This is a genomic window from Methylotuvimicrobium sp. (genome assembly GCF_050611805.1).
Lineage (GTDB): Bacteria > Pseudomonadota > Gammaproteobacteria > Methylococcales > Methylomonadaceae > Methylotuvimicrobium.
On sequence record NZ_JBNGHF010000005.1, the window covers coordinates 14676 to 34813 of the forward strand.

The window sequence follows — 20138 nt, forward strand, 5'->3', positions numbered from 1 at the left end:
TGGTTTTATTCGGTCCTGTAATATTAAATTAATCATTTTTAAGTTATAGTCCAAACCACACTCTATTTTATCTAGCACTGTCAAAGACTAAAACATTAATTCACATTGAAGAGCGCTTGTCCCCTCATAAATAGTGCTAAATTTTCAATTACCAACATTTTCATCCAATCATCACAACTCAAATCCAGACACCTTATGAAAAACCTGAAATTTAAGCTCGTAACCCTTTTTTTGGGATTCTTAACAGTACCGACGATTCATGCGGCAAATTTTAATTTCTGGTCTGCCCCCGAACAGGAAGTATTTTTTCTTGTCAATTTGCAGCGTAATTTAAACGGTTTGGATGATTTGACTGCGGACAGCAGACTGCATGACGCCGCGTTAACTCACTCGCACGACATGTCCGCCAATAATTTCTTCAGCCATACCGGCTCCGATAACAGCAATGCCGGCCAAAGAATGCTATCGACCGGTTATAACTGGAATCAACCGGGCGGCGGCTGGGGAGAAAACATTGCAGCAGGATACGGAGTAACCTTTTCCGAGGGCCAATTAACCATGCTACCGGCACAAGAATCGGCGCGACTGGTTATGTACGGCTCGGCCGATTTAAATGAATTGAGTCTTTTCTCTACCAATAACGGTTTACAAGCTTTCAATTCATGGACTGACGTAGGTAACGGCTGGAACAATTCGACTTGGGACGCTTGGGACGTCTTCAAAGGAGAAGACGGCGGCGGCTGGATGGGCAGTTCGGGACATCGTGAAAATATTTTGGTGGATTGGTTTACCGATCTTGGCGTAGGCTTGGTTTTCGATTCCACTCAAGGGGCACCCTATTATGCCTATTGGACACAAAATTTTGCTTCAGGAGATACCGTACCTTTGCCGTCCGCACTGTGGTTATTCCTCAGCGGCATAGCGTTGTTGAATTTATCGAGAAAAACCAAGACTTTCTAGTTGCTTATCTTTAAATCGCCCGGACACTTAACTCCGGGCGAATGGCTTGTTCTTTAACTTTGCTCTTCAAACCGACCAGGCCGGTTTGATGCATTGAAGACAACGAAGACGTTTTGGATACGATACAAACTAACTTTCCTAAATGGCTCTCACGCTTTGCGCACATCCTACACAAGCCTATCGTTCCCATTCTCTGTGTGGGAATTCCGTTAACATTTTATTCGATACGATCGCCATTATCCGACCTCGGAACGGATGATGATAGATAAACAGAGAATCGGGCAATGCTTGTTTGGTCTTGAAAGTTATCACTAAATAGCCATCAGGATGCATCTTTGCCCAATGCATCGGATCGATCGTACTGATCAATCCGGCCTCCAAACGGCCATAAAAATTATATTGGCCGTGGTAAGTACCCAAGTAAGCGACTTCGCTATTTTGCTTGAAAAGATCCGAGGTTTGTTGCGCGGCCTCCCTAACATCGAAGCGTTCTGAACGAATATCGAGCACGCTCAACGACAGTATCACGATCGTCACTAAAGTCCCCACGTTCAAATAGAATGCGGACTCCGCTATGGAATCGATCCTACAAAACCATAAACCGATAGCCGCTAGCAACAAGAGCATGCCCCAAACCGTGGAATAATCCGCCCATTGTTTTTTCCAACTGAAATAGTCGTTGACTATCGGTAGAGCAATCAAGACCACGGCAACGAGCGCGATCGCCACGACGAATACCTGCTGCGATCCTCGCCATTCATCGAATCCGGCATTGTCCGCAACCCTGGAGATCAACAAAGCTACAACCGGAACCAACGGCAGCAAATAATGCAACTGTTTGCCACTGACTAATGACAGGGCGATGAAAACGGGCAGCAGCCAGCTCAGACAAAAACGGATACCGTGATCCCGAAAGGAGAGCGTGTTCAGATTTCGCCAAAGCGGCGGCCAAAAACACCAAGGAAAGAGCAAGGCCGGCGAAAATGCCAGATACCACCACCATGCGTGCCGATGAGCGAATGATTTGATCAGTCGGCCCGATGTTTGCCCGAACAAAATCGCTTCGCGATAAATCTCGCCTCCGGCGGAACCAGCAGGAACCGCCCAAGACAACGCAAGCAAGGCGCCAACCGAAATGCCCAATAAAATGCCGAGATACCAGTGGAGCCAATTGATCGTTCGCGTATCGCGCCCGACCCACCAAGGAGCCAATAATGCCGGGGGCAGTGTATGCAATAAAACTACCGGTCCCTTGCTCAGTATGCCTCCGCCGATCGCCAAGCCGAAAAGAACCCAACGACCGGCGCTAGGTCTTTTATTCGCATTATGCCAAAGACTCCGAAGGGCGAGCAGGACAAAAAACACCAACAGCACATCGAACATCGTCAATGTGCCGTAGATCATCCAAAAAGCAAAACCCAGCATGATGAACGGGGCGCTTCCGGCAAGATTCGAGCGCTCCGGCCACAACGCTCCGGCCAATGATCGAAGTAGAAAAACCGAAGCCAACGAAAACAACGGCGCCACCAAGCGCGCCGACCATTCATTGACACCGAACAAGACCCAAGTCATCTGCATCAGCCAAAACAACAAAGGCGGCTTGTGACTGTAAGGCTCGCCATTCAGATAGGGCACCAGAAAATCGTTGCGCGACCACATTTCCCAAGCAACGCCGACATAACGGGTTTCGTCGATAGGAAACAACGGGCGATCGATCAAACTGGCGCTCGTTAAAATCAGCCAAAGCCAAACAAGCCACTGGCGTGTTGAAAGTAGAGAATACATCGGTCAATTGTGAAGGTTGGGGACGACGCCGGGTTTAAGAAAGAAGCTTATTTTTGTGGGCCGGATTGGTCGATAACGAAAACTCAGCCAAATATGTCCGTCAATGCTGTTTCGGCTTAATTCAACACAATCTAAACAACTACACTGCTAATTTTCTTTCGTACACGACAAAATATAAATTGCGCAAATAAATGAATAGCCCGCTTGCCTGGCCGATGATGAAAACCGGATCTTCCTTGTGTATCGCATAAGTCAACAGCGTGATTCCGCCGCCGATGCTGAAATACCAAAACGCCACCGGAAACACGCTTTTTTTCTGCCGTTCACTTTGCAACCACTGCACGAAAAAACGCGCCGAAAATAACGCTTGCCCCAACAGACCGACAGACAGCCACAGTGTTTCATGATCCACGGTAAATCTCCTTTATTTCAGGCAATCTGGCGCGATGCTGCAGCCAGATAACGCCGAACAAATCGACGATTCCCACCCATAAACGGTCCAAGGTCCCGTACTTGGAACGCCCCTTCAGCCTCGGCCGGTGGTTGACCGGCTCGGACACCACTTGTCCGCCGGCCCTTAGAATCAATGCCGGTAAAAAACGGTGCATGTGGTCGAAATAGGGCAATAACAAATATTTATCTCGTAAAAACAGTTTCAAGCCGCAGCCGGTATCCGGTGTTTTATCGCCAAGCAAGCCATCTCTAACGGTGTTAGCCAGTTTCGACGTGAATTTTCGCCAGCCTGAGTCCCGGCGACGGTTACGCCATCCGGCCACCATCCATAACTCGGGTAAATTTTGCAATTGGTGTTTGAACACTTGGTGCAAATGCAGAATATCGGTCGGATCGTTCTGTCCGTCTCCGTCCAACGTCGCGACCCACGGATAAACGGCCGCGCGAATCCCGGTATAGAGTGCGGTGCTTTGTCCGCAGCTTCGACGGTGACGTATCACGCGTAGCGCTTTGAATGCCGATAGCGCTTTTTCGAGCACTATCGGCGTTTCGTCCCGACTGCCGTCGTCGACGAAGATAATTTCATAATTTTCCGCGGCGACTTGGACCATCGCGGCTTCGATCTCTTGCAGGAGCGGCAATATATTGTCCGCTTCGTTGAATACGGGTACGACTACCGATAATTTCATATGAATAATTTAAAATGATTTTGACAAACCACGAAAAATAGCAAGTTAATAATATGTTTAACTTCTATTTCCACAATAATTATAATATTTTAAGAATGTTTAACAATCCTTGCATCAATTGCAGCGGGGACGGCGGGCATCCGGCGATCGTCGCATCGACCGGCAGGACGTTTTTTACGGCGCCGCAACTGGCGTAGGAGACGCCGAACTCGCCGCCGCAAGCGGCGCAATCGCCCGACGCGATAACCCATTTAGGCGCCGGCGTCGCATCATAAGCACGAAGCAGCGCGGCTTGCATGTGCCGGGAAACGGGTCCTGTCACCAATAGCACATCGGCATGGCGCGGAGACGCGACAAAATGAATGCCGAAACGCTCGATATCGTAATAAACGTTGTTCAATGCATGAATTTCCAATTCGCAGCCGTTGCAAGAACCCGCATCGATGTGCCTTATCGCCAGGCTTCGACTGAATTTGCGCTCTATCGCGGTTTTCAATTCCTGACCGACGGCTTCCAGGAACCGGTCTTTGTCGATGTACCGAACCGGTTCGGTCAAAACGCCGGTACTCAATGCTTTAAGATAGAGCCGTAACATAAATACTCCTTATAAATCCTGTCCGGAATAGGAACCGTTCACCGATTTATTGCAGACCGGAAAGTCCGGAACGATGTTGCCGATCTGAATTTTTTCCAACGCCGGCCAATTGATTTGGCTCGGGTCGCGAGGATAATAGCGGGCGATCCGGTTCCCCTCGTCAAATCGGACATAACACAAAATCTCGCCGCGCCAACCCTCCACGGCGGCAAAGCCTTCGGCACCCGCTTCGGGCGTCCGCCAATCCGCGAGAACGGCGCCTTCCGGTATTTGTTCGAGCATTTGTTCCAGCAAACGGCAAGCGGCACGCAATTCCTTGTACCGCAGCCAAAACCGCGCCGCGACATCGCCGTCCGTTTCGACCGGCACGGTAAAATCCAAACTGTCGTAGGGCGGATAGCCCGGCGCCTTGCGCACATCGAAGACCTGACCGCTGGCCCTACCGACAAAACCCAGCGCGCCCAAGACCTTAGCCTGCGCCGGCGAAAGCACGCCCGCCGCCAAAAAGCGGTCTTCGAGCGAGGAGTTCGCGTCGATGATTTTGATCAGCCCGCTTAGTTCAGCGCGGAGCGTTGCAATCGTCTCTTTCATCGCGGCGCAGTCGTCGAACTTGAGGTCTACTGCGACGCCGCCCGGCACGATGCAATCCATCATCAGACGGTGAGCGAACAGCGTCCGGTTGTCTCTTAGCCACAGTTCCCGCAGGCGTCCGAACTGGTAATAACCGAACGCAAAGCCGACATCGTTGCACATCGAGGCCATGTCTCCCAGATGATTGATCACCCTTTCGCGTTCGGCCAAAATGCCTCGCATGTAGTCGGCGCGTTCGGAACAACTCAAACCTGCGGCCGCTTCCATCGCGCGGCAGGCGGCCCAGGCGTGCGAGGCCGTGGTGTCTCCGGATATTCGGCCGGCCAGTTTGGCCAACGAAACCGGATCTCGGCCTTCGGCGATTTTTTCGATGCCTTTATGAACATAACCCAAGCGCTCTTCCAAATGCAGCACGGTTTCGCCGACGGCCTGAAACCGAAAATGACCGGGCTCGATGATGCCGGCATGAATCGGGCCGACAGGTATTTCATAGACGCTGGGACCCTCCGCCTTGAGAAACGGATAATCCTTGTCCGGCGGCGTCGAGGCTTGCGGAAAACCTTGCGCAGGAAAATCCTTGCGCAGCGGAAATTCGTCATCGGCCCAGGCTAAATGCCGGGTCCAACGCTGTTCCTGCAAAGGATGGCCGATGAAACGTATCCCGAACATATCCCGGACATGCCGTTCCGCGCGGTCGGCGGCAGGATAGAAAGGCGCATGCGAAGGCAATTCCGGATGCTCCGCGGCAACGGCGGTCCGCAGTATCAAGTAGCGGCCTTGGCATTCGAAACAACAATCGACTCTGAAACGCCCGGACAGATCGTCGGCCCAGACACCGGCCCAGCGGGCATCGTGACTCCGGGCGATTTGCGCGGACTTCCCCCAGTTTTCCGGAGCCAGCATCAGCATGTCGACTCCGGATAAGGCCCGGCGATCGGCTTGATCCTCGGCTAGCGCATTCAATTCGCTCATGAAAACGTCCCAAGCGCCGTTTGGCTTTGTCGTTTCGGTCATAACGGCAGACTCCCGGCGATCAATTGCGTCGCCTGATTGAACCAGTTGCCCAAAAAGAACGGCAGACTGATCCCCAACCACAACACCAGCAGCAAATGCAGCACGACCGGCGTCATGTTGGCTTGAATGGCCTGGCGGCCTTCCGGCAAAGGACCGAATACCATAGGCTGCAGATGCCGGAACAAGCCGGCGAAAGCGATACCGATACCGATCAACAACAAGGGCGTCAGCCACGGATAATCCCGCATCGTCGCGATCAACACCAAAAATTCGCTCGCGAACACGCCGAACGGCGGAAAGCCGGCTATCGCGAGCGTGCCGATCAATAATCCCCAACCGACGGCCGGTTGGGTATTGATAAGCCCCCGAATCTTGTCGATGCGTTGCGTGCCGGCGAGCTGCGACGCATGACCGACTGTCACGAAAATAGCGGACTTGGTCAAGGAATGCGTGGTCATGTGAAACAACCCGGCAAACACGGCCCACGGCGTTCCGATGCCGAACGCGAAGGTCATCAGCCCCATGTGCTCGATCGAGGAATAACTGAACAGGCGCTTGATGTCTTTTTGGTGATGCAGCAACAACGCGGCCACCAGAAACGACAGCAGACCGAAACCCATCATCAGATAACCGGGCAAGTGCGAAGCCAACGACTGATCGACCAGCATCTTACTTCTGACTACGGCATACAAGGCGTCGTTTAACAAAAGCCCGGACAAAATGGCCGACATCGGCGTAGGACCTTCGGAATGCGCGTCCGGCAACCAATTGTGCAACGGCACCAAACCCATTTTGGTGCCGTAGCCGATCAACAGAAACACGAACGCGATGCTCATCACGCCCGGATTCAGCAAGGCTGCATTCTCATGCAAAGTCGTCCATAACAAGGCTTCGTCGGGACGGATACCTTCGACCTGTTCCGCCGCGAAATACAGCAAGATCGTTCCGAATAAGGCCTGCGCGATACCGACCCCGCATAGGATGAAATACTTCCAGGCCGCTTCGACCGCTTCAGGCGTCCGGTACAAACTGACCAACAGCACCGTCGCCAGCGTCGCGCCCTCCATCGCGACCCACAAAAGCCCCATGTTATTGGTCGTCAAGACCAGAAACATCGTAAACATGAAGGCTTGATAGGCGGAATAATAAAAACGCAGACGCCTGGGAGTGATTTTTCCGGCTTCCCATTCATGTTGCATGTAAGCCCCGGAAAACAGTGCCGTCGTCAGACCGACGAACGCAGTCAGCACCACCAGATACACATTGAACGAGTCGATATAGAACTGTTTGCCCGAGGACAACAGCGGGCCCTTGAGCAATACTTCGACCGCCAACCAAATAGAGCAGAACAGGCTCAAGGCATTGAAGCCCGTGTTATAGCGGCGACTGCGGTCGGGGTCGTTTTGCAGGGCCAGAATCACCGAACCGGAAAAAGGAATCAGCAGAATCAAATAGACCGCGATCATTCCTCCACCTCGCTCAACTGGCTGAGCCGGTCAACATCCAGCGAATCGATGCTGGAGCGGATTTGAAAAAAGAACACGCCGAAAATGACCGCCGCGACCAGCACGTCGAAGGCAATGCCCAGTTCGACGACCATCGGCATGCCCAGCGTCGATACGACCGCGGCAAAGAATAAGCCGTTTTCTATCGACATGAAACCGACGACCTGCGCGACCGCATGGCGGCGAGTGATCATCAGCAGCATGCCCAACAACACGACCGCGAGACTGACCGAAATCGTGTTGAGCGTGATCAGCGTGGACAATTTAACGATCGGCAGGCATACGTAATAACTGAACACGACCAGCGATGCGCCGCCGATCATGACCCTCGCCGGATGCTCGACGGTGTCCATTTCCCGGTGCAGATTCATGCGCATGATCAGCCGAAACAGCATGGCCGGAATCAACAAGCCCTTAATCACCAAGCTCAACGCCGCGGAGATATAAAGATGCGGCAACGCCATCGAATACGCGACCAGCGCGGTGCTCGCCGACAACAGCAAGCCCTGCACCGCGAACACGCCGACCAGCCTGAGCAGGCGCGATTGACCCAGCATCAAAAAAGACGTCAGCGTAATCAGCGCCGCCATTAGCATCACGGCTTGCTGATAAACGCTGAGCGAATTAACCATAATACACCTCGAGAATGATATGGCTGAGCATGCCTAGCACGCTGAGCAAATAGGCGAAGCTCAAAAATTCCTGCACTCTGAAGATGCGCATTTTCGCGAGCAGCGTTTCCGAAAACGCCAACAACACCGACAACGCGGCCAGCTTCAGAACGATCGCCAGCAGACCTTCGGCCAAGGCTTCGAGACTGAAATCGGTGGCTATATGCCAAGGGAAGAACATATTGGCAATCAAAACGCCGTACAACATCAGCTTGATTTGACTCGCCCATTCCATCAGCGCCAAGGATCGCCCGCTGTATTCGAGAATCATCGCTTCATGAATCATCGTCAACTCGAGATGGGTGGCCGGATTATCGATCGGAATCCGTCCGGTTTCGGCGATCGCGACCAGCATCAATGCAGCCAAGGCGAAGACGAACGAAGGCCGCAGCACCAAGCCGCTGTCCAGCACGTATTGCATCGCCAACGACAAATTGGTGGTTTGAGCGCTCATCGCCAGCGTGAATACCACCATCAGCATCGCCGGCTCCGCCATCGACGAAATCGTCATTTCGCGCGAGGCGCCCATGCCTCCGAACGCAGTGCCGATATCCATGCCTGCCAACACCAAAAAAGTACGGGCCAATGCGAAAAATCCGACCATCACGAAGACATCGGCAATCCGGGCGGTCGGCAGGTTCACGGCGACCAGCGGTACGATGGCCGCTGCCAATAGGATCGCCGCGAACACGATCACCGGCGCCGCACTGAAAATCCACGACGCCGTCTCGGGCAGGATCGTCTCCTTGACCCATAGCTTGCGCAAATCGCGATAGGGCTGCAGCAGCGACGGAGCCTTGCGGTTTTGCAGCCGGCATTTGACGAACTTGATCCAACCGGTCAAAAGCGGTGCGATCAAGATAAAAAGCAGGGGCTGCCCGATTGCCATTAACCAAGCCATATCAACTCACCACCCAAAGTAAAAACAACAAGGTCGCGAACGAATAAGCCAGATACGTTCGGATGCTGCCGGTCTGAATTCTGCCGAGACGGTACGCCGACTGCGTGACCGAGCGCCCGATCGGCGTGTAAAGAAAGCGGACGAACTTGTCGTCCGCTTGAAACTGATAACGAATGGCGGTCACTCGCCAACCCGCCGAATCGCCGGTTTCCTGGTTCAGCGTTTCCCTTAAATCGTAAACCGGGTCGAAGATGCGCCGGATCGGCATGCTAAACGCGCCGGAGGTGTATTGCATGCCGGCATTCAGTCCGCCGTAGCCGCAATCCCACGGTTCCGCGCGGCGCGATTCGACAGCTCGAATCCGATAGAGCAGAACATAGCCCAATGCGCCGGCCGCAAGAAATGCCGCAAGTACCAAACCCGGCGAATACGATGCTGTTTCGGCGCCGGCCGGCGTCAGCCATAACCAACCGGCAGCGGTGATATTCGCCAGCACTGCACCGGTCAGATTTTCTATCACGCGGCGCAGTCCGTCGATCAACGGCACCGGAAAAATGCCAACGACGATGCATAGCGCCGCAGGCAGGGCAAGACCGGCCAGCATGCCGCGATCGGTCAATTCGCGGGCATGCGCGATATGCGGCGAGCGCGGCAAACCCAAGAAGGCGATGCCGTAGACCTTGACGAAACAGGCTGCGCTCAGCGCGCCGGTCAACGCCAGCATCGCCGCCGCGGTCGGAACGAAACTGCGCAGCACGCCGCTTTGCAACTGATTGGCTTGCAGCGCGGCTTGGAAGGTCAGCCATTCGGAAACGAAACCGTTAAGCGGCGGCAGCGAGGCGATACTCAACGTTCCGGCTAAAAACAAAGCGGCCGTTTTGGGCATGCGTCGGATCAGTCCGCCCATCTTTTCCAAGCTGGTTTCGTGCGTTTGATGCAAAATCGCGCCGGCCCCCAAAAACAACAACGTTTTAAACTGCGCATGATTGAAGCTGTGCAGCAACGCTGCGAGCAATGCCAACGCACCGGATTGCGATTGGCCGGTACTGAAAAAGACCAGCGCAAGTCCTATGCTCAAAAAAATAATGCCGATATTCTCCACCGACGAATAAGCCAGCAAACGTTTCAATTGTTGTTGCTGTAAGGCATAAAGAATCCCCAGCACGGCTGAAACCGCGCCTAACGCCATGACGATCACGCCCCATTGCCAATAGACTTGCGGCAACAAATCGAAGCTATAACGGATAAAGCCGTAGACCGCTATTTTCAACATCACGCCGCTCATCAACGCCGAAATATGCGACGGCGCCGCCGGGTGCGCCTCGGGCAACCAGGCGTGCAGCGGCATCAAGCCGGCTTTCATCCCGAAACCGGCCAGACCCAGAGCAAAAGCAACCGACGCCCATAATGGCGTCAGAGCGACGCCTCGGATATGCCCGAAGCTGAAACCTTCGGCAAAAGTCACCAATACGCCGAAGCCCAAGATAATGCACAATGCGCCGATCTCGGCCATCAGCAAATACAAAAACGAAGCGCGGCGGCTTTCCGGTTGTTCATGTTGAAAAGCGACCAGAAAATAACTGGCAACCGACATCAGCTCCCAGGCGATCATAAAAAAGAAGGTATCGTCGGCGAGCAGGACCATTTCCATGCCGGCGACAAACAAACCGGTAAAAAACCCTAACACCGCCAATGATTTTTTATGCTCGAACTCCCGGACATATCCCGGGCCGAACAGACTGACAGCAATCAGCGGCATTCCCAATACCAGGAAAAAAAAGCCCGACAAGGCATCGAGCCTGACATGCCAAGACAAGCCGGGCAGACCGAACGGTAAAATCATCGCTGCCGAATCGGCGCCCAGCAATTGCAATAATCCGGTCAAAACCGCCAAGGCGCCGGAAACGCCCAGCAAGCAAAACGGCACAATCCGCATCGCGCGCGCATAGTAGTCGGGCTCTAAAAATAACGCCACCTTGACGAGCCGTGAAGAATCGAAAGCAAAAATACGGTTCAGTAAATATTCGACAAGAGCTCGACGGCTGTAAGCCCATGAACTGACTGCCGACAGTAGAGCCATTAAGACCGATAGTAATGCGAAGAATAAGGTCATCGGCATGCAGCGCCTTGATCATCGCAAGGATTTGGACGGATAGGGACAAAAAGCATGGCAAGCACTCCTTTTCGGGTGCGATTAATAGAGCGACAAAACTTATCGAACCGGTAACCCGCTTTCATTAAATCACTTTTCGGCGCGCTGCCAAACGATGATTCGAATAAGGCCGGTGATATTCCAAACCGACGATTTTGCATTGTCCGTCGGCCTGATTGTACTCCTCGGCAAAATGATGAATGAACTCCATCACGGTATGATCGATCAATTCCGACTCGGAGAGATCGAAATAAACGGTTTTTCGTTCCGGCAAACCGACTGCCAAGCTTTTCAATCCGATGATATTCGAAAAAACCGCGGCACCACTGACCTCGATATGATAGGTATTTTCGTTTGTCCGCCGCACATGATAAGCAGACGACAATATTTGACGTATTTTCAATCCGCGAGCGATATGAATAAGCAATTCCACGGTAATACCGATCGCGACGCCGATCAGCAAGTCGGTTGCCAACACGCCGACAATAGTCGCCGCGAAAACGGCGAAATTGTCCCAGCCGATCGAAATCGTCTTGGCAAACTCCTTCGGCGAAGCCAAACGAGAGCCGGTATAGACCAACAGTGCCGCCAACGAAGCCAACGGAATTTCATGGATCAGTTTCGGGAACAGTGCGACGAAAATCAATAGAAACAAGCCATGAAAAAAATTAGCCCAACCGGTTTTCGCGCCATTATTGACATTGGCCGAACTGCGCACGATTTCGGTGATCATCGGTAAACCGCCGATCAAACCGCAAATCAGGTTGCCGATTCCGACCGCTGTTAAATCCTTATTCAATTTGGAATTTCGCTTATAAACATCCAACTTATCGACCGCGGCGGCGCTCAGCAAGCTTTCCAAACTCCCAACCAGACAGATGGCTACGACGGAGATCCAGAATTCAATCGTTGCGATTTTCGAAAAATCGGGAAAATAAAATCCGGACCAAAAATTTTCCGGAACCGCGACCAGAAAAGCGGGGCCGATCGTAAACACATGATGCGGCAGAATCTCTGTTTCAGGCAAAAACAGGTAGCGGTGTACATGATCCAAATCGAAATATTGCCCCAACCCCAGCCCGGTCAAAACGACCAAAAGAGGGGCTGGAATCATTTTCAATGCGGGCTTTTTAAAAAAGGTACAGGCAACGAGTAACAGCAGTCCTGAAAAACCAATGAACGCCACTTCCGGATTCAGATTGACCAAAGAATTCGGGATTTCAGCAATGGCACCCAACAACGATTCGGCCTCAGGCTTTACACCCAACAGCGTATGTATTTGTTTGCCCATGATAATGATGCCGATCGCAGCCAACATGCCATGCACGACCGATATCGGAAAAAAAGCACTGAGCTTGCCAGCCTTGAATAGCCCTAACAATACCTGTAACACACTTGCTATGACGATTGCGGCCAAGGTATAACGATAGCCCGCCATAGCATCACCCTGTCCTAACGATTGTACCGCGTCGACAAGTACGACGATTAAACCGGCCGCAGGACCGTTAATTGTCACAAAGGAGCCGTTCAATCTGGAAACCACGACGCCGCCGACAATTGCGCTAATGATGCCCGCCATCGGCGGAAAACCCGAAGCCATCGCTATGCCGAGACTAAGCGGCAATGCAATCAAAAACACCAGGAAACCGGCCGGTAAATCACTGCGCCAATTTTCAATAAGCCCCGGAATACCTGTCTTAGGCGTGGCAGCCCGAATGGATGTACTCATGATGAATCCTTTGCGGTGTTAATCTTCAACAATCAACATAAAGCAATACAAATGCCAATTATGATAATCCGTTGAATCGCTCAGAACTTAACACACCATAAAACACTCGGTTGATACCCATGCTTATAATTTGGTTCATTTCAACCGATCAAAACGGTGCATTTCAACCGGCACTCAAATAATTAGGAAACATCCAGGCATGAAACCAGCACGGCTTTATTCGGAAAAATTATCCATGGCTCAACAACTCCGCCCCGAATCATCCAATTCAGACTTGGCATATAAAATGTGTTACTCCTATCACAATCAAATTTCATCACCTATTTAAAGTGGTGCTGGGTCAACGACTCCCATTGACGCCCCGGGCGACGAAATTTGACCGGTAAAAGGTTTAACACGATAAACTTTGAGATTCATGACAATGCAGCGAGGTCAACGCGACGACATTCATTACAACCATTAAGTCGATCAACCATGGTTTATTGGATTGGACGTCAGTTATTCATGCCTCAATACATCCAGGCTTCGGACAATGCCGCTATCAACTTTATAATGCTTCCTTTAAACAAGATTGTCGGGAAAACGAATGAACAAAATTTTATACCGCCCGATTGCGATCATCGGGGCGACGTTGGGACTGTTCATCATGATCGAGTTGATCGCTCTCGGCGGCATCACTTGGCGCAACTTGCACCGAATCAATATCATTAAAGAAGATATTTCCTACGGACATCAACTACAACAAAAAATCTTCGAACTGTATCTGCATCAATTGGATAATATTGCACACTCTTCACCATCGGCTCGACATGATCCCAAACTGTTGAATAGCATCATCGCCGACCTTGAACAACAATATCCAGGCGCGCCCGAAACGCTGGAGCTGATCGAAATAAGCAAAAGACTGTCAAATGCAAATCCCGGTCAATATCGTCAGGACTTGATGGACACGCTTAAGCTTGCCGGGGGCTTTTTCAATCAACAAATCCGCGAAGAAAAACAATTGCTGAGTCAAGTCTATTCCGACAGCGAATGGGAATTGAATTTCGCAATCATCTTTCCCGCCGTGGTTTTTTTAACTTTGCTTGTTCTCGACTTACGGTTTTTACGTAGAAAAATTCTGGCGCCTTTGGAGGCCTTGAAAGAGTTGCTGTCGCTATTAGCGGACGGCGAACCTCAGCCGATCGACGATCAGAATATCGAGCCGGCATTGCAATCGCTGTTTAGCAACTATAACCGCTTGATCATTCGCCTTGCCGAATTAGAACTCGAGCATGCAAACCACAGGCAACTGCTAGAGCAAGAAATTCGCAATGCAACCCATACCTTGCTCGAACAAAGCCGAAGTCTCGCTCGATCCGAACGATTAGCCGTCGTAGGCGAACTAGCCGCCAGCACTGCCCATGAACTGCGAAATCCGTTGGCCGGCATACAAGCCGCATTGCGCAACATTCAAAACGAATGCACGAATCCCGACTTATCCGAGCGATTGCAACTGGTCGCTAATGAAGCCTACCGTATCACTCAACGACTAAACGAACTACTGTCTTTAGCCAAACATTCGCCGGAAACGCCCAAACGGGTCGACCTCGAAATCGTCATCAACGAATTATTGATGCTAATCAAATATCAAACGGCTGACAACATAGTCTTTCGCCTAAACATACAAACCGGCATCAAGCCCTTGCTGCCGGAAACGGAACTTCGCCAGGCCTTGCTCAATTTGTTGATCAACGCCTGTCAAGAATTATCCAATGCCGGCGGCACGATTACCGTCAATGCATTCGTCAAGGACAGTCAACTGGTCATTCAGGTGCGAGATACCGGCCCCGGATTTTCCGAACAATTATTGACGCAAGGAATACGCCCTTTCGCCAGCACGCATGAACAAGGCACCGGTTTGGGATTGTCGATGGTGCGCCGGTTTGCGAAATCGTTGGGCGGGGACTTGACCTTAAGCAACGACGAGCAAGGTCACGCTTGCGCTTCATTAACTTGTCCGGTCTGAACCATGCACAATAACAATCTGCTGATTATCGAAGACGAAGCACTGCTCGGGAACGAACTGGCCCGATTTTTCAACAAACAAGCCTGGAACGCGGTGGTTGCAGACACTCTTGCAAAAGCAGAGCATCAGTTGATCGACTTGGCCCTAGAACCACTAGTCGTGTTATCGGATATGAATCTTCCCGACGGCAATGCGTTGGATTTTCTGGAAAAAGTTCGTCAGAACATCGCTCATTCCGAGTGGCTGTTTCTAACCGGATACGGCACCGTAGCCGATTCGGTCAAAGCCTTACGCCTCGGCGCTTACGACTTTCTTGAAAAACCTTGCGACCTGGACCGTTTGAATATGTTGGTCGAAGGCGCCGCCCGAAGCGCCAGAGCCCAGCGACGTTTATTCCAGGAAACCGACCTCAAGCACAACCGTTATTCGATCGACGCACTGATCGGTTCAAGCCCTCAAATTCAAACGCTTAAGGAGATGATCGGCCAATTGGCTAAAGTGCGGTTTTCCAGTTTGGTCATCACCGGAGAAACCGGATCAGGAAAAGGATTAGTAACTCGCTTGCTGCATTATTCGGGGCTACGCGCACAAGGTCCGTTGATCGAGTTGAACTGCGCAGCCATCCCAAAGGATCTGCTGGAATCGGAACTATTCGGCCATGAAGCCGGTGCTTTTACCGGCGCTAAAAAACGCCGCCACGGCCTGCTCGAACAAGCCAACAGCGGCACCTTGTTTCTGGACGAGATCGGAGAGTTAGATCTCGATTTACAAGGCAAACTGTTAAAAGCGGTCGAAGAATTTAAATTTCGCCGTGTCGGCGGCGAGCGGGAAATCAGCGTCGATTTACAAATTGTCGCCGCAACCAACCGGGACTTGCTGGAAAGCGTTGAAAAAGGCAATTTCAGACGCGACTTGTATCATCGTCTGAATGTCGTCAATTTGCATATTCCGCCCTTGCGCGAACGGAAGGAAGACCTGCGCGAACTGGTTTGGCAATTCATCGCCGAAGGCAATGCCCGAACCGGAAAAAACCTTGCCATCGTCCCTGAAAGCGTCTGGCGAAAGCTTGAAGCCTATGATTGGCCCGGCAATATCCGGGAATTGCATAACGTCATCGAACGTTGCGTACTGCTTTCCGATAGTGAGGTATTCCCCGAGCATTGGCTGCAATTGCCTAATTTACCGTCAACGAAATCCAGCATACGCGAAGACGGCATATTCATTCCGCTGGACGGCAGCCTGTCTCTACAAGACATCGAAAAGCGAATCATCGAGGAGGCTCTGAACCGCTCCGGTATGAACGTAACGGCGGCGGCAAGGTTATTGAAAGCAACCCGGGAAACCTTGCGTTACCGGGTTCAAAAACATCACCTAAAGTACATCAACGAATAATACCTCTACTCGAGCGAACATACGCCTTAGGGTTCGGTCATAAATAACTTCCCTATTTTAAATGCAAAGGAGGCAGGTTCGGTAACTCGATTGACAGGTGTCGGCGGCAGGAATAGCTGCCGTCAAGACTACATGAAAGTATTCACTCAGCACCTAAATTCCATAAGCCATTGGCTATGGTTCGCTCCCTTAGATAATTTAAGTGCTGGGTTCACGGCGTTCTTTGACGGAGACCGGCACCGAATTTTGATCTACGAGATGGTAATTATTCACACCCCCTATCGTTCCCACGCTCCAGCGTGGGAATGCAGCCCGAGACGCTCTAGCGTCTCGTACCGCTGGAGCGATACTCAGGCATTCCCACGCAGAGCACTCATCGTTATACATAAGTCATAAATTATCCTTTTGCAATCTTAGCCAATGTGGCCTCGATACCATTTATTGTCACTTAACACTCTCGGCCTCGAAATCGCGATCTGGGGATCGCTCCCACAGAGCATCCGACCCTTTGTGGGAGCAACGTCTTCGTCGTCCCTCACCTAATGCTAGGTGAGGGAAAGCCATTGACTTTCAATATCCACTGATTTTTCAAACAGTACCGTTCCCAGGTATTCGATAACCTCTGTTCAGCACCTTTACCGGTACTTGTGTATAAAGATGAGCGCAGAGCATGGGAACGAGAATGGCCGTGGGACTGAATGCTTACACGAGATGAATATACAAACGCTGATACCCTGAAATAAAAATCCGATAGTATTCCTGCTCCGTAATGCCGTGTGAGCGGCCTTCTAAATCTCAGTTCTCTACGTGTTTTTTCAGGCTGGCCAGGCCGTTTTTGAAATACTGCGTCATCGCCTTAACCGCCGCTTCGTCGCTTAGATGTTCCGGCGGCGTGTTACCGGTGTCACCTCGATAAAAACGGCTTTTCAAAGTCACGAGGCTACTGCTATCGTTCCCTCCTGGCGTCACCTGCAATTCAATCGAATAAGAACTGACCGGCAACGCTTTGACGTTTTCCTTGTTCAAGCGGTAACTGTATTCCCGGTTTTCGTCGCTATAATAATCGAGCTCGTCGACGAGTTGTTCGCCGTCGGTAAAAGTCAGCGTGCGTTTGCCACCCGATTCATGCTTGTCGTCGCCCTCGCTTTTTTGGACATCGTCATGCCAATCGGCAATCGAACCGAATTGCTTGACCGCGTCCCAAACTTTGTCCGCCGGCGCCTCGATGGTAATACTCTCTTTGGCTTTTTGCGGTGTCGGTCCGTGCGCCAAGGCGGCCGCAGGAAAAATTAGGAAATTGAATAGAATAATCAGTAACTGTTTCATAGTCGGTAATAAGCAAAAATTAAATCGCTTATTATCGGCCAATGCTAAGTATCGGCACTGAGCAAACTTCCTGCTAGTCATTAGGATTTTTTCCGATTCCACCCCATACGCATCCCGCTGTAAACACATATAACCCGAATGCCTCATAGCGGAGTACGGAAAAGGCGTGGCTTCGAACCTCCCCGGATTGCACTACGCTCCATCCGGGCTACGCAGCTTTCCTCTTTTACCTTTCACTTTTTCCCCTTTCCTCTTTCAAAATTCCTTCTCAAACTGCCGAATAATTGGATTATACTCAGCAATGCTCACGACCAGCCCGAGCAACTCATGTTAAACATAACGACAAAACAGTACCGCATTACTCAACGAGGAGAATATTATGGACCTTTTAAAAGACCTGGAAAGCCTGTCCGACAAAATCAAACAACAACGCGATGAAATCGCTGTTCAATTAAATCTTGCCGGTAAGGAAGCGAAAGACGAATGGGAGCATGCCGAAAAAAAATGGACCGAATTAAAACACAAAGCCGAGGAAATCAAAGACGATACCAAGGAAACAACCGAGGAATTAATATCGGCGACCAAAGTCATTGCCGATGAACTGACCGAAGCCTATCAACGTATCATTGATCGTATTAAGAAATAATCGAAAACACCAGCCGGTGGACTGCTCAAACTGTCCACCGATTCAGCCTAGACCATCCCGACTATAATCGTCCCATACAGAGCAGGCTATGAATAAACTCACTTTTCTCGGCGCCACCGGCCAGGTGACTGGCTCCTGTTATCTCTTGGAATCGAACAATAAGCGCATTTTGATCGATTGCGGCATATTTCAAGGCGGCAAAGCAGCCGACAAACAAAACCGATCCCGATTCCCGTTCAAACCGTCGGACATCGACGCGGTCGTGTTGTCGCATGCCCATCTGGATCACTCAGGACGTCTGCCGCAACTTTATAAAGACGGTTTCAGAGGCGATCTTTTTCTGACCGAAGGCAGCTTTCATCTGCTCGACCTATTACTCAAAGACGCAGCCTTACTGCAGTTGCGCGATACTGAATGGGAAAACAAACGGCGCCAACGTTCCGGAAAAAAATTGCTCGAACCGCTCTATACGCTCGAAGATGTCGAAGCTCTGCTGCAACTTCGCAAGCCTACCGCCTATCGCGAACCCACTGAAATAGTACCTGGCTTGTCGGTCACCTTTCATGATGCCGGACACATTCTCGGATCCGCGATTGTAGAATTGAAATCAAACAACGGCCCGCAGCAAAAAACCTTGGTATTTTCCGGCGATCTCGGTAATCGGCATTCGCCTTTATTGTATGACCCGGAACAACTCACCAAGGCGGATATCCTGTTATTGGAATCGACTTATGGCGATCGTGATCACAAACCATTAGATACGACGCTCGACGAATTACGCGAAATACTCATCGCGGCTCAAGGCAACGGCGGCAATGTGATCATTCCGTCATTCGCGGTCGGACGAACCCAAGACTTGATTTATTGGCTCGGTAAACTTTATCGGGAAGGCGCGTTGCCACAACAACAGGTCTTTCTGGACAGCCCGATGGCGATCGAAGCCAGCAAAATTTACGACGATCATAGCCATTTGTTCAACGATGACGACCCCGAATTCAAACACATCGCCAAGCGCAAAGACGGCTGGCAAACTTGGCTGCCGAATCTGGTCTATTCAGAATCGACTGAAGACTCGATGGCGATCAACCGCATCGCAGGCGGCAGCATCATCATAGCCGGCAGCGGCATGTGTACCGGCGGACGCATCCGCCATCATCTGAAATACAACCTCTGGCGTCGCGATGCGCATGTCGTGTTCGTCGGCTTTCAGGCTCAAGGTACCCTGGGGAGAACCTTAGTCGAAGGTCAGAAAGACTTGAAGATCCTAGGCAGTAAAATCCATGTGCAAGCCACGATTCATACGCTCGGCGGCTTAAGCGCGCATGCCGACCAAAGCCAGCTGCTCCGCTGGGCCTCGGCGTTCAAAGAACCCAAGCCCCGGCTGTATTTGATCCACGGCGAACTCAACGCCTCGCATTCGTTACGCACGTGTTTTCACCGTACCGGCTGGGACGCTTCGCTTCCCGAAGTCGGACAAACCATTGAGTTTTAATTTAGGATTTGGTTATAAATAACTTCCCTATTTTTTGATTTAGGGTAGGCTGGTTCGGTAACTCGATTGACAGGTGTCGGCGGCAAGGAAAGCCGCCGCCAAGCCTACAAGGATGTATTTACGGCGTCCTGTCAAGCGAGTTACCGAACCCGCTAGAAAGCTCATGATTCCAGGAAGCTATTTGTCACGAAATCTTTAGACAACGCATGATGAATCCTCTCGATAGCCG

17 protein-coding genes are annotated in these 20138 nt (G+C 51.3%); 5 read left to right on the top strand and 12 right to left on the bottom strand.

Going from position 1 to position 20138, the window contains the following annotated elements:
* Nucleotides 1-195: 195 nt before the first annotated feature.
* A complete protein-coding gene (locus ACRJJO_RS04020) occupies nucleotides 196-960 on the top strand; it encodes a CAP domain-containing protein (protein WP_431064630.1) in 765 nt (254 codons plus the stop codon).
* 177 nt (nucleotides 961-1137) lie between these two features.
* On the opposite strand, the gene ACRJJO_RS04025 is transcribed toward ACRJJO_RS04020, so the two are convergent.
* The 10 genes from ACRJJO_RS04025 to ACRJJO_RS04070 all read right to left on the bottom strand — a co-directional run bounded on the left by ACRJJO_RS04025 (nucleotide 1138) and on the right by ACRJJO_RS04070 (nucleotide 13045).
* A complete protein-coding gene (locus ACRJJO_RS04025; protein ID WP_431064631.1) occupies nucleotides 1138-2745 on the bottom strand; it encodes an ArnT family glycosyltransferase in 1608 nt (535 codons plus the stop codon).
* Nucleotides 2746-2884: 139 nt separating this feature from the next.
* Nucleotides 2885-3157: a lipid-A-disaccharide synthase N-terminal domain-containing protein gene (locus ACRJJO_RS04030; protein ID WP_431064632.1), complete on the bottom strand. Its 273-nt coding sequence runs from the start codon at nucleotides 3155-3157 to the stop codon at nucleotides 2885-2887.
* Nucleotides 3147-3887, bottom strand: a complete 741-nt coding sequence (locus ACRJJO_RS04035; protein ID WP_431064633.1) for a glycosyltransferase family 2 protein — start codon at nucleotides 3885-3887, stop codon at nucleotides 3147-3149. Before ACRJJO_RS04035 ends, ACRJJO_RS04030 begins: the two co-directional genes overlap by 11 nt.
* Before the next feature lie 79 nt (nucleotides 3888-3966).
* Complete coding sequence (locus tag ACRJJO_RS04040; RefSeq protein ID WP_431064634.1) at nucleotides 3967-4482, bottom strand: NADH-quinone oxidoreductase subunit B family protein; 516 nt, start codon at nucleotides 4480-4482, stop codon at nucleotides 3967-3969.
* 9 nt (nucleotides 4483-4491) lie between these two features.
* The gene (locus ACRJJO_RS04045) at nucleotides 4492-6087 is read right to left on the bottom strand and encodes an NADH-quinone oxidoreductase subunit C (RefSeq protein ID WP_431064635.1); all 1596 of its coding nucleotides are present in this window, start codon (nucleotides 6085-6087) and stop codon (nucleotides 4492-4494) included.
* The gene (locus tag ACRJJO_RS04050) at nucleotides 6084-7553 is read right to left on the bottom strand and encodes a hydrogenase 4 subunit F (RefSeq protein ID WP_431064636.1); all 1470 of its coding nucleotides are present in this window, start codon (nucleotides 7551-7553) and stop codon (nucleotides 6084-6086) included. Before ACRJJO_RS04050 ends, ACRJJO_RS04045 begins: the two co-directional genes overlap by 4 nt.
* Nucleotides 7550-8224: a formate hydrogenlyase gene (locus tag ACRJJO_RS04055; RefSeq protein WP_431064637.1), complete on the bottom strand. Its 675-nt coding sequence runs from the start codon at nucleotides 8222-8224 to the stop codon at nucleotides 7550-7552. The genes ACRJJO_RS04050 and ACRJJO_RS04055 overlap by 4 nt, the downstream gene beginning before the upstream one ends.
* Nucleotides 8217-9164 (bottom strand): respiratory chain complex I subunit 1 family protein, encoded by a 948-nt coding sequence (locus ACRJJO_RS04060; protein WP_431064638.1) that lies wholly within the window; start codon nucleotides 9162-9164, stop codon nucleotides 8217-8219. Before ACRJJO_RS04060 ends, ACRJJO_RS04055 begins: the two co-directional genes overlap by 8 nt.
* A 1-nt stretch (nucleotide 9165) precedes the next feature.
* On the bottom strand, nucleotides 9166-11277 hold the full coding sequence (gene hyfB, locus ACRJJO_RS04065; RefSeq protein ID WP_431064639.1) for a hydrogenase 4 subunit B: 2112 nt from the start codon (nucleotides 11275-11277) through the stop codon (nucleotides 9166-9168).
* Nucleotides 11278-11401: 124 nt separating this feature from the next.
* Nucleotides 11402-13045 carry a SulP family inorganic anion transporter gene (locus ACRJJO_RS04070; protein WP_431064640.1) on the bottom strand — a complete coding sequence of 548 codons (1644 nt, stop codon included), beginning with the start codon at nucleotides 13043-13045 and terminating at the stop codon, nucleotides 11402-11404.
* A 586-nt stretch (nucleotides 13046-13631) separates the two neighbouring features.
* Between ACRJJO_RS04070 and ACRJJO_RS04075 the strand changes: the two genes are divergently transcribed.
* Both ACRJJO_RS04075 and ACRJJO_RS04080 read left to right on the top strand, forming a co-directional pair.
* Nucleotides 13632-15053 carry a sensor histidine kinase gene (locus ACRJJO_RS04075; protein WP_431064641.1) on the top strand — a complete coding sequence of 474 codons (1422 nt, stop codon included), beginning with the start codon at nucleotides 13632-13634 and terminating at the stop codon, nucleotides 15051-15053.
* Between the two features lie 3 nt (nucleotides 15054-15056).
* Nucleotides 15057-16445, top strand: a complete 1389-nt coding sequence (locus ACRJJO_RS04080) for a sigma-54-dependent transcriptional regulator (RefSeq protein WP_431064642.1) — start codon at nucleotides 15057-15059, stop codon at nucleotides 16443-16445.
* Between the two features lie 795 nt (nucleotides 16446-17240).
* Here ACRJJO_RS04080 and ACRJJO_RS04085 read toward each other — a convergent pair.
* Nucleotides 17241-17771, bottom strand: coding sequence for an SRPBCC family protein (locus ACRJJO_RS04085; RefSeq protein ID WP_431064643.1), 531 nt, complete (start codon nucleotides 17769-17771; stop codon nucleotides 17241-17243).
* Between the two features lie 379 nt (nucleotides 17772-18150).
* On the opposite strand from ACRJJO_RS04085, the gene ACRJJO_RS04090 reads away from it, so the two are divergent.
* Together ACRJJO_RS04090 and ACRJJO_RS04095 are read left to right on the top strand one after the other, a co-directional pair.
* On the top strand, nucleotides 18151-18417 hold the full coding sequence (locus tag ACRJJO_RS04090; RefSeq protein WP_341326399.1) for a hypothetical protein: 267 nt from the start codon (nucleotides 18151-18153) through the stop codon (nucleotides 18415-18417).
* Between the two features lie 88 nt (nucleotides 18418-18505).
* Entirely contained in the window at nucleotides 18506-19909 is a 1404-nt protein-coding gene (locus ACRJJO_RS04095; RefSeq protein WP_431064644.1) for an MBL fold metallo-hydrolase RNA specificity domain-containing protein, read from the top strand.
* 39 nt (nucleotides 19910-19948) lie between these two features.
* Here the strand turns inward: ACRJJO_RS04095 and ACRJJO_RS04100 are convergent, their stop codons facing one another.
* Nucleotides 19949-20074 (bottom strand): hypothetical protein, encoded by a 126-nt coding sequence (locus tag ACRJJO_RS04100; protein WP_431064645.1) that lies wholly within the window; start codon nucleotides 20072-20074, stop codon nucleotides 19949-19951.
* Nucleotides 20075-20138: the final 64 nt, after the last annotated feature.

Coding starts and splice junctions, on each gene's coding strand:
- ACRJJO_RS04045 (WP_431064635.1), bottom strand. CDS start 6,087: ATGACCGAAACGACAAAGCCAAACGGCGCTTGGGACGTTTTCATGAGC.
- ACRJJO_RS04095 (WP_431064644.1), top strand. CDS start 18,506: ATGAATAAACTCACTTTTCTCGGCGCCACCGGCCAGGTGACTGGCTCC.
- ACRJJO_RS04070 (WP_431064640.1), bottom strand. CDS start 13,045: ATGAGTACATCCATTCGGGCTGCCACGCCTAAGACAGGTATTCCGGGG.
- ACRJJO_RS04090 (WP_341326399.1), top strand. CDS start 18,151: ATGGACCTTTTAAAAGACCTGGAAAGCCTGTCCGACAAAATCAAACAA.
- ACRJJO_RS04020 (WP_431064630.1), top strand. CDS start 196: ATGAAAAACCTGAAATTTAAGCTCGTAACCCTTTTTTTGGGATTCTTA.
- ACRJJO_RS04055 (WP_431064637.1), bottom strand. CDS start 8,224: ATGGTTAATTCGCTCAGCGTTTATCAGCAAGCCGTGATGCTAATGGCG.
- ACRJJO_RS04080 (WP_431064642.1), top strand. CDS start 15,057: ATGCACAATAACAATCTGCTGATTATCGAAGACGAAGCACTGCTCGGG.
- ACRJJO_RS04075 (WP_431064641.1), top strand. CDS start 13,632: ATGAACAAAATTTTATACCGCCCGATTGCGATCATCGGGGCGACGTTG.
- ACRJJO_RS04100 (WP_431064645.1), bottom strand. CDS start 20,074: ATGAGCTTTCTAGCGGGTTCGGTAACTCGCTTGACAGGACGCCGTAAA.
- ACRJJO_RS04050 (WP_431064636.1), bottom strand. CDS start 7,553: ATGATCGCGGTCTATTTGATTCTGCTGATTCCTTTTTCCGGTTCGGTG.
- ACRJJO_RS04035 (WP_431064633.1), bottom strand. CDS start 3,887: ATGAAATTATCGGTAGTCGTACCCGTATTCAACGAAGCGGACAATATA.
- hyfB (WP_431064639.1), bottom strand. CDS start 11,277: ATGACCTTATTCTTCGCATTACTATCGGTCTTAATGGCTCTACTGTCG.
- ACRJJO_RS04085 (WP_431064643.1), bottom strand. CDS start 17,771: ATGAAACAGTTACTGATTATTCTATTCAATTTCCTAATTTTTCCTGCG.
- ACRJJO_RS04040 (WP_431064634.1), bottom strand. CDS start 4,482: ATGTTACGGCTCTATCTTAAAGCATTGAGTACCGGCGTTTTGACCGAA.
- ACRJJO_RS04025 (WP_431064631.1), bottom strand. CDS start 2,745: ATGTATTCTCTACTTTCAACACGCCAGTGGCTTGTTTGGCTTTGGCTG.
- ACRJJO_RS04060 (WP_431064638.1), bottom strand. CDS start 9,164: ATGGCTTGGTTAATGGCAATCGGGCAGCCCCTGCTTTTTATCTTGATC.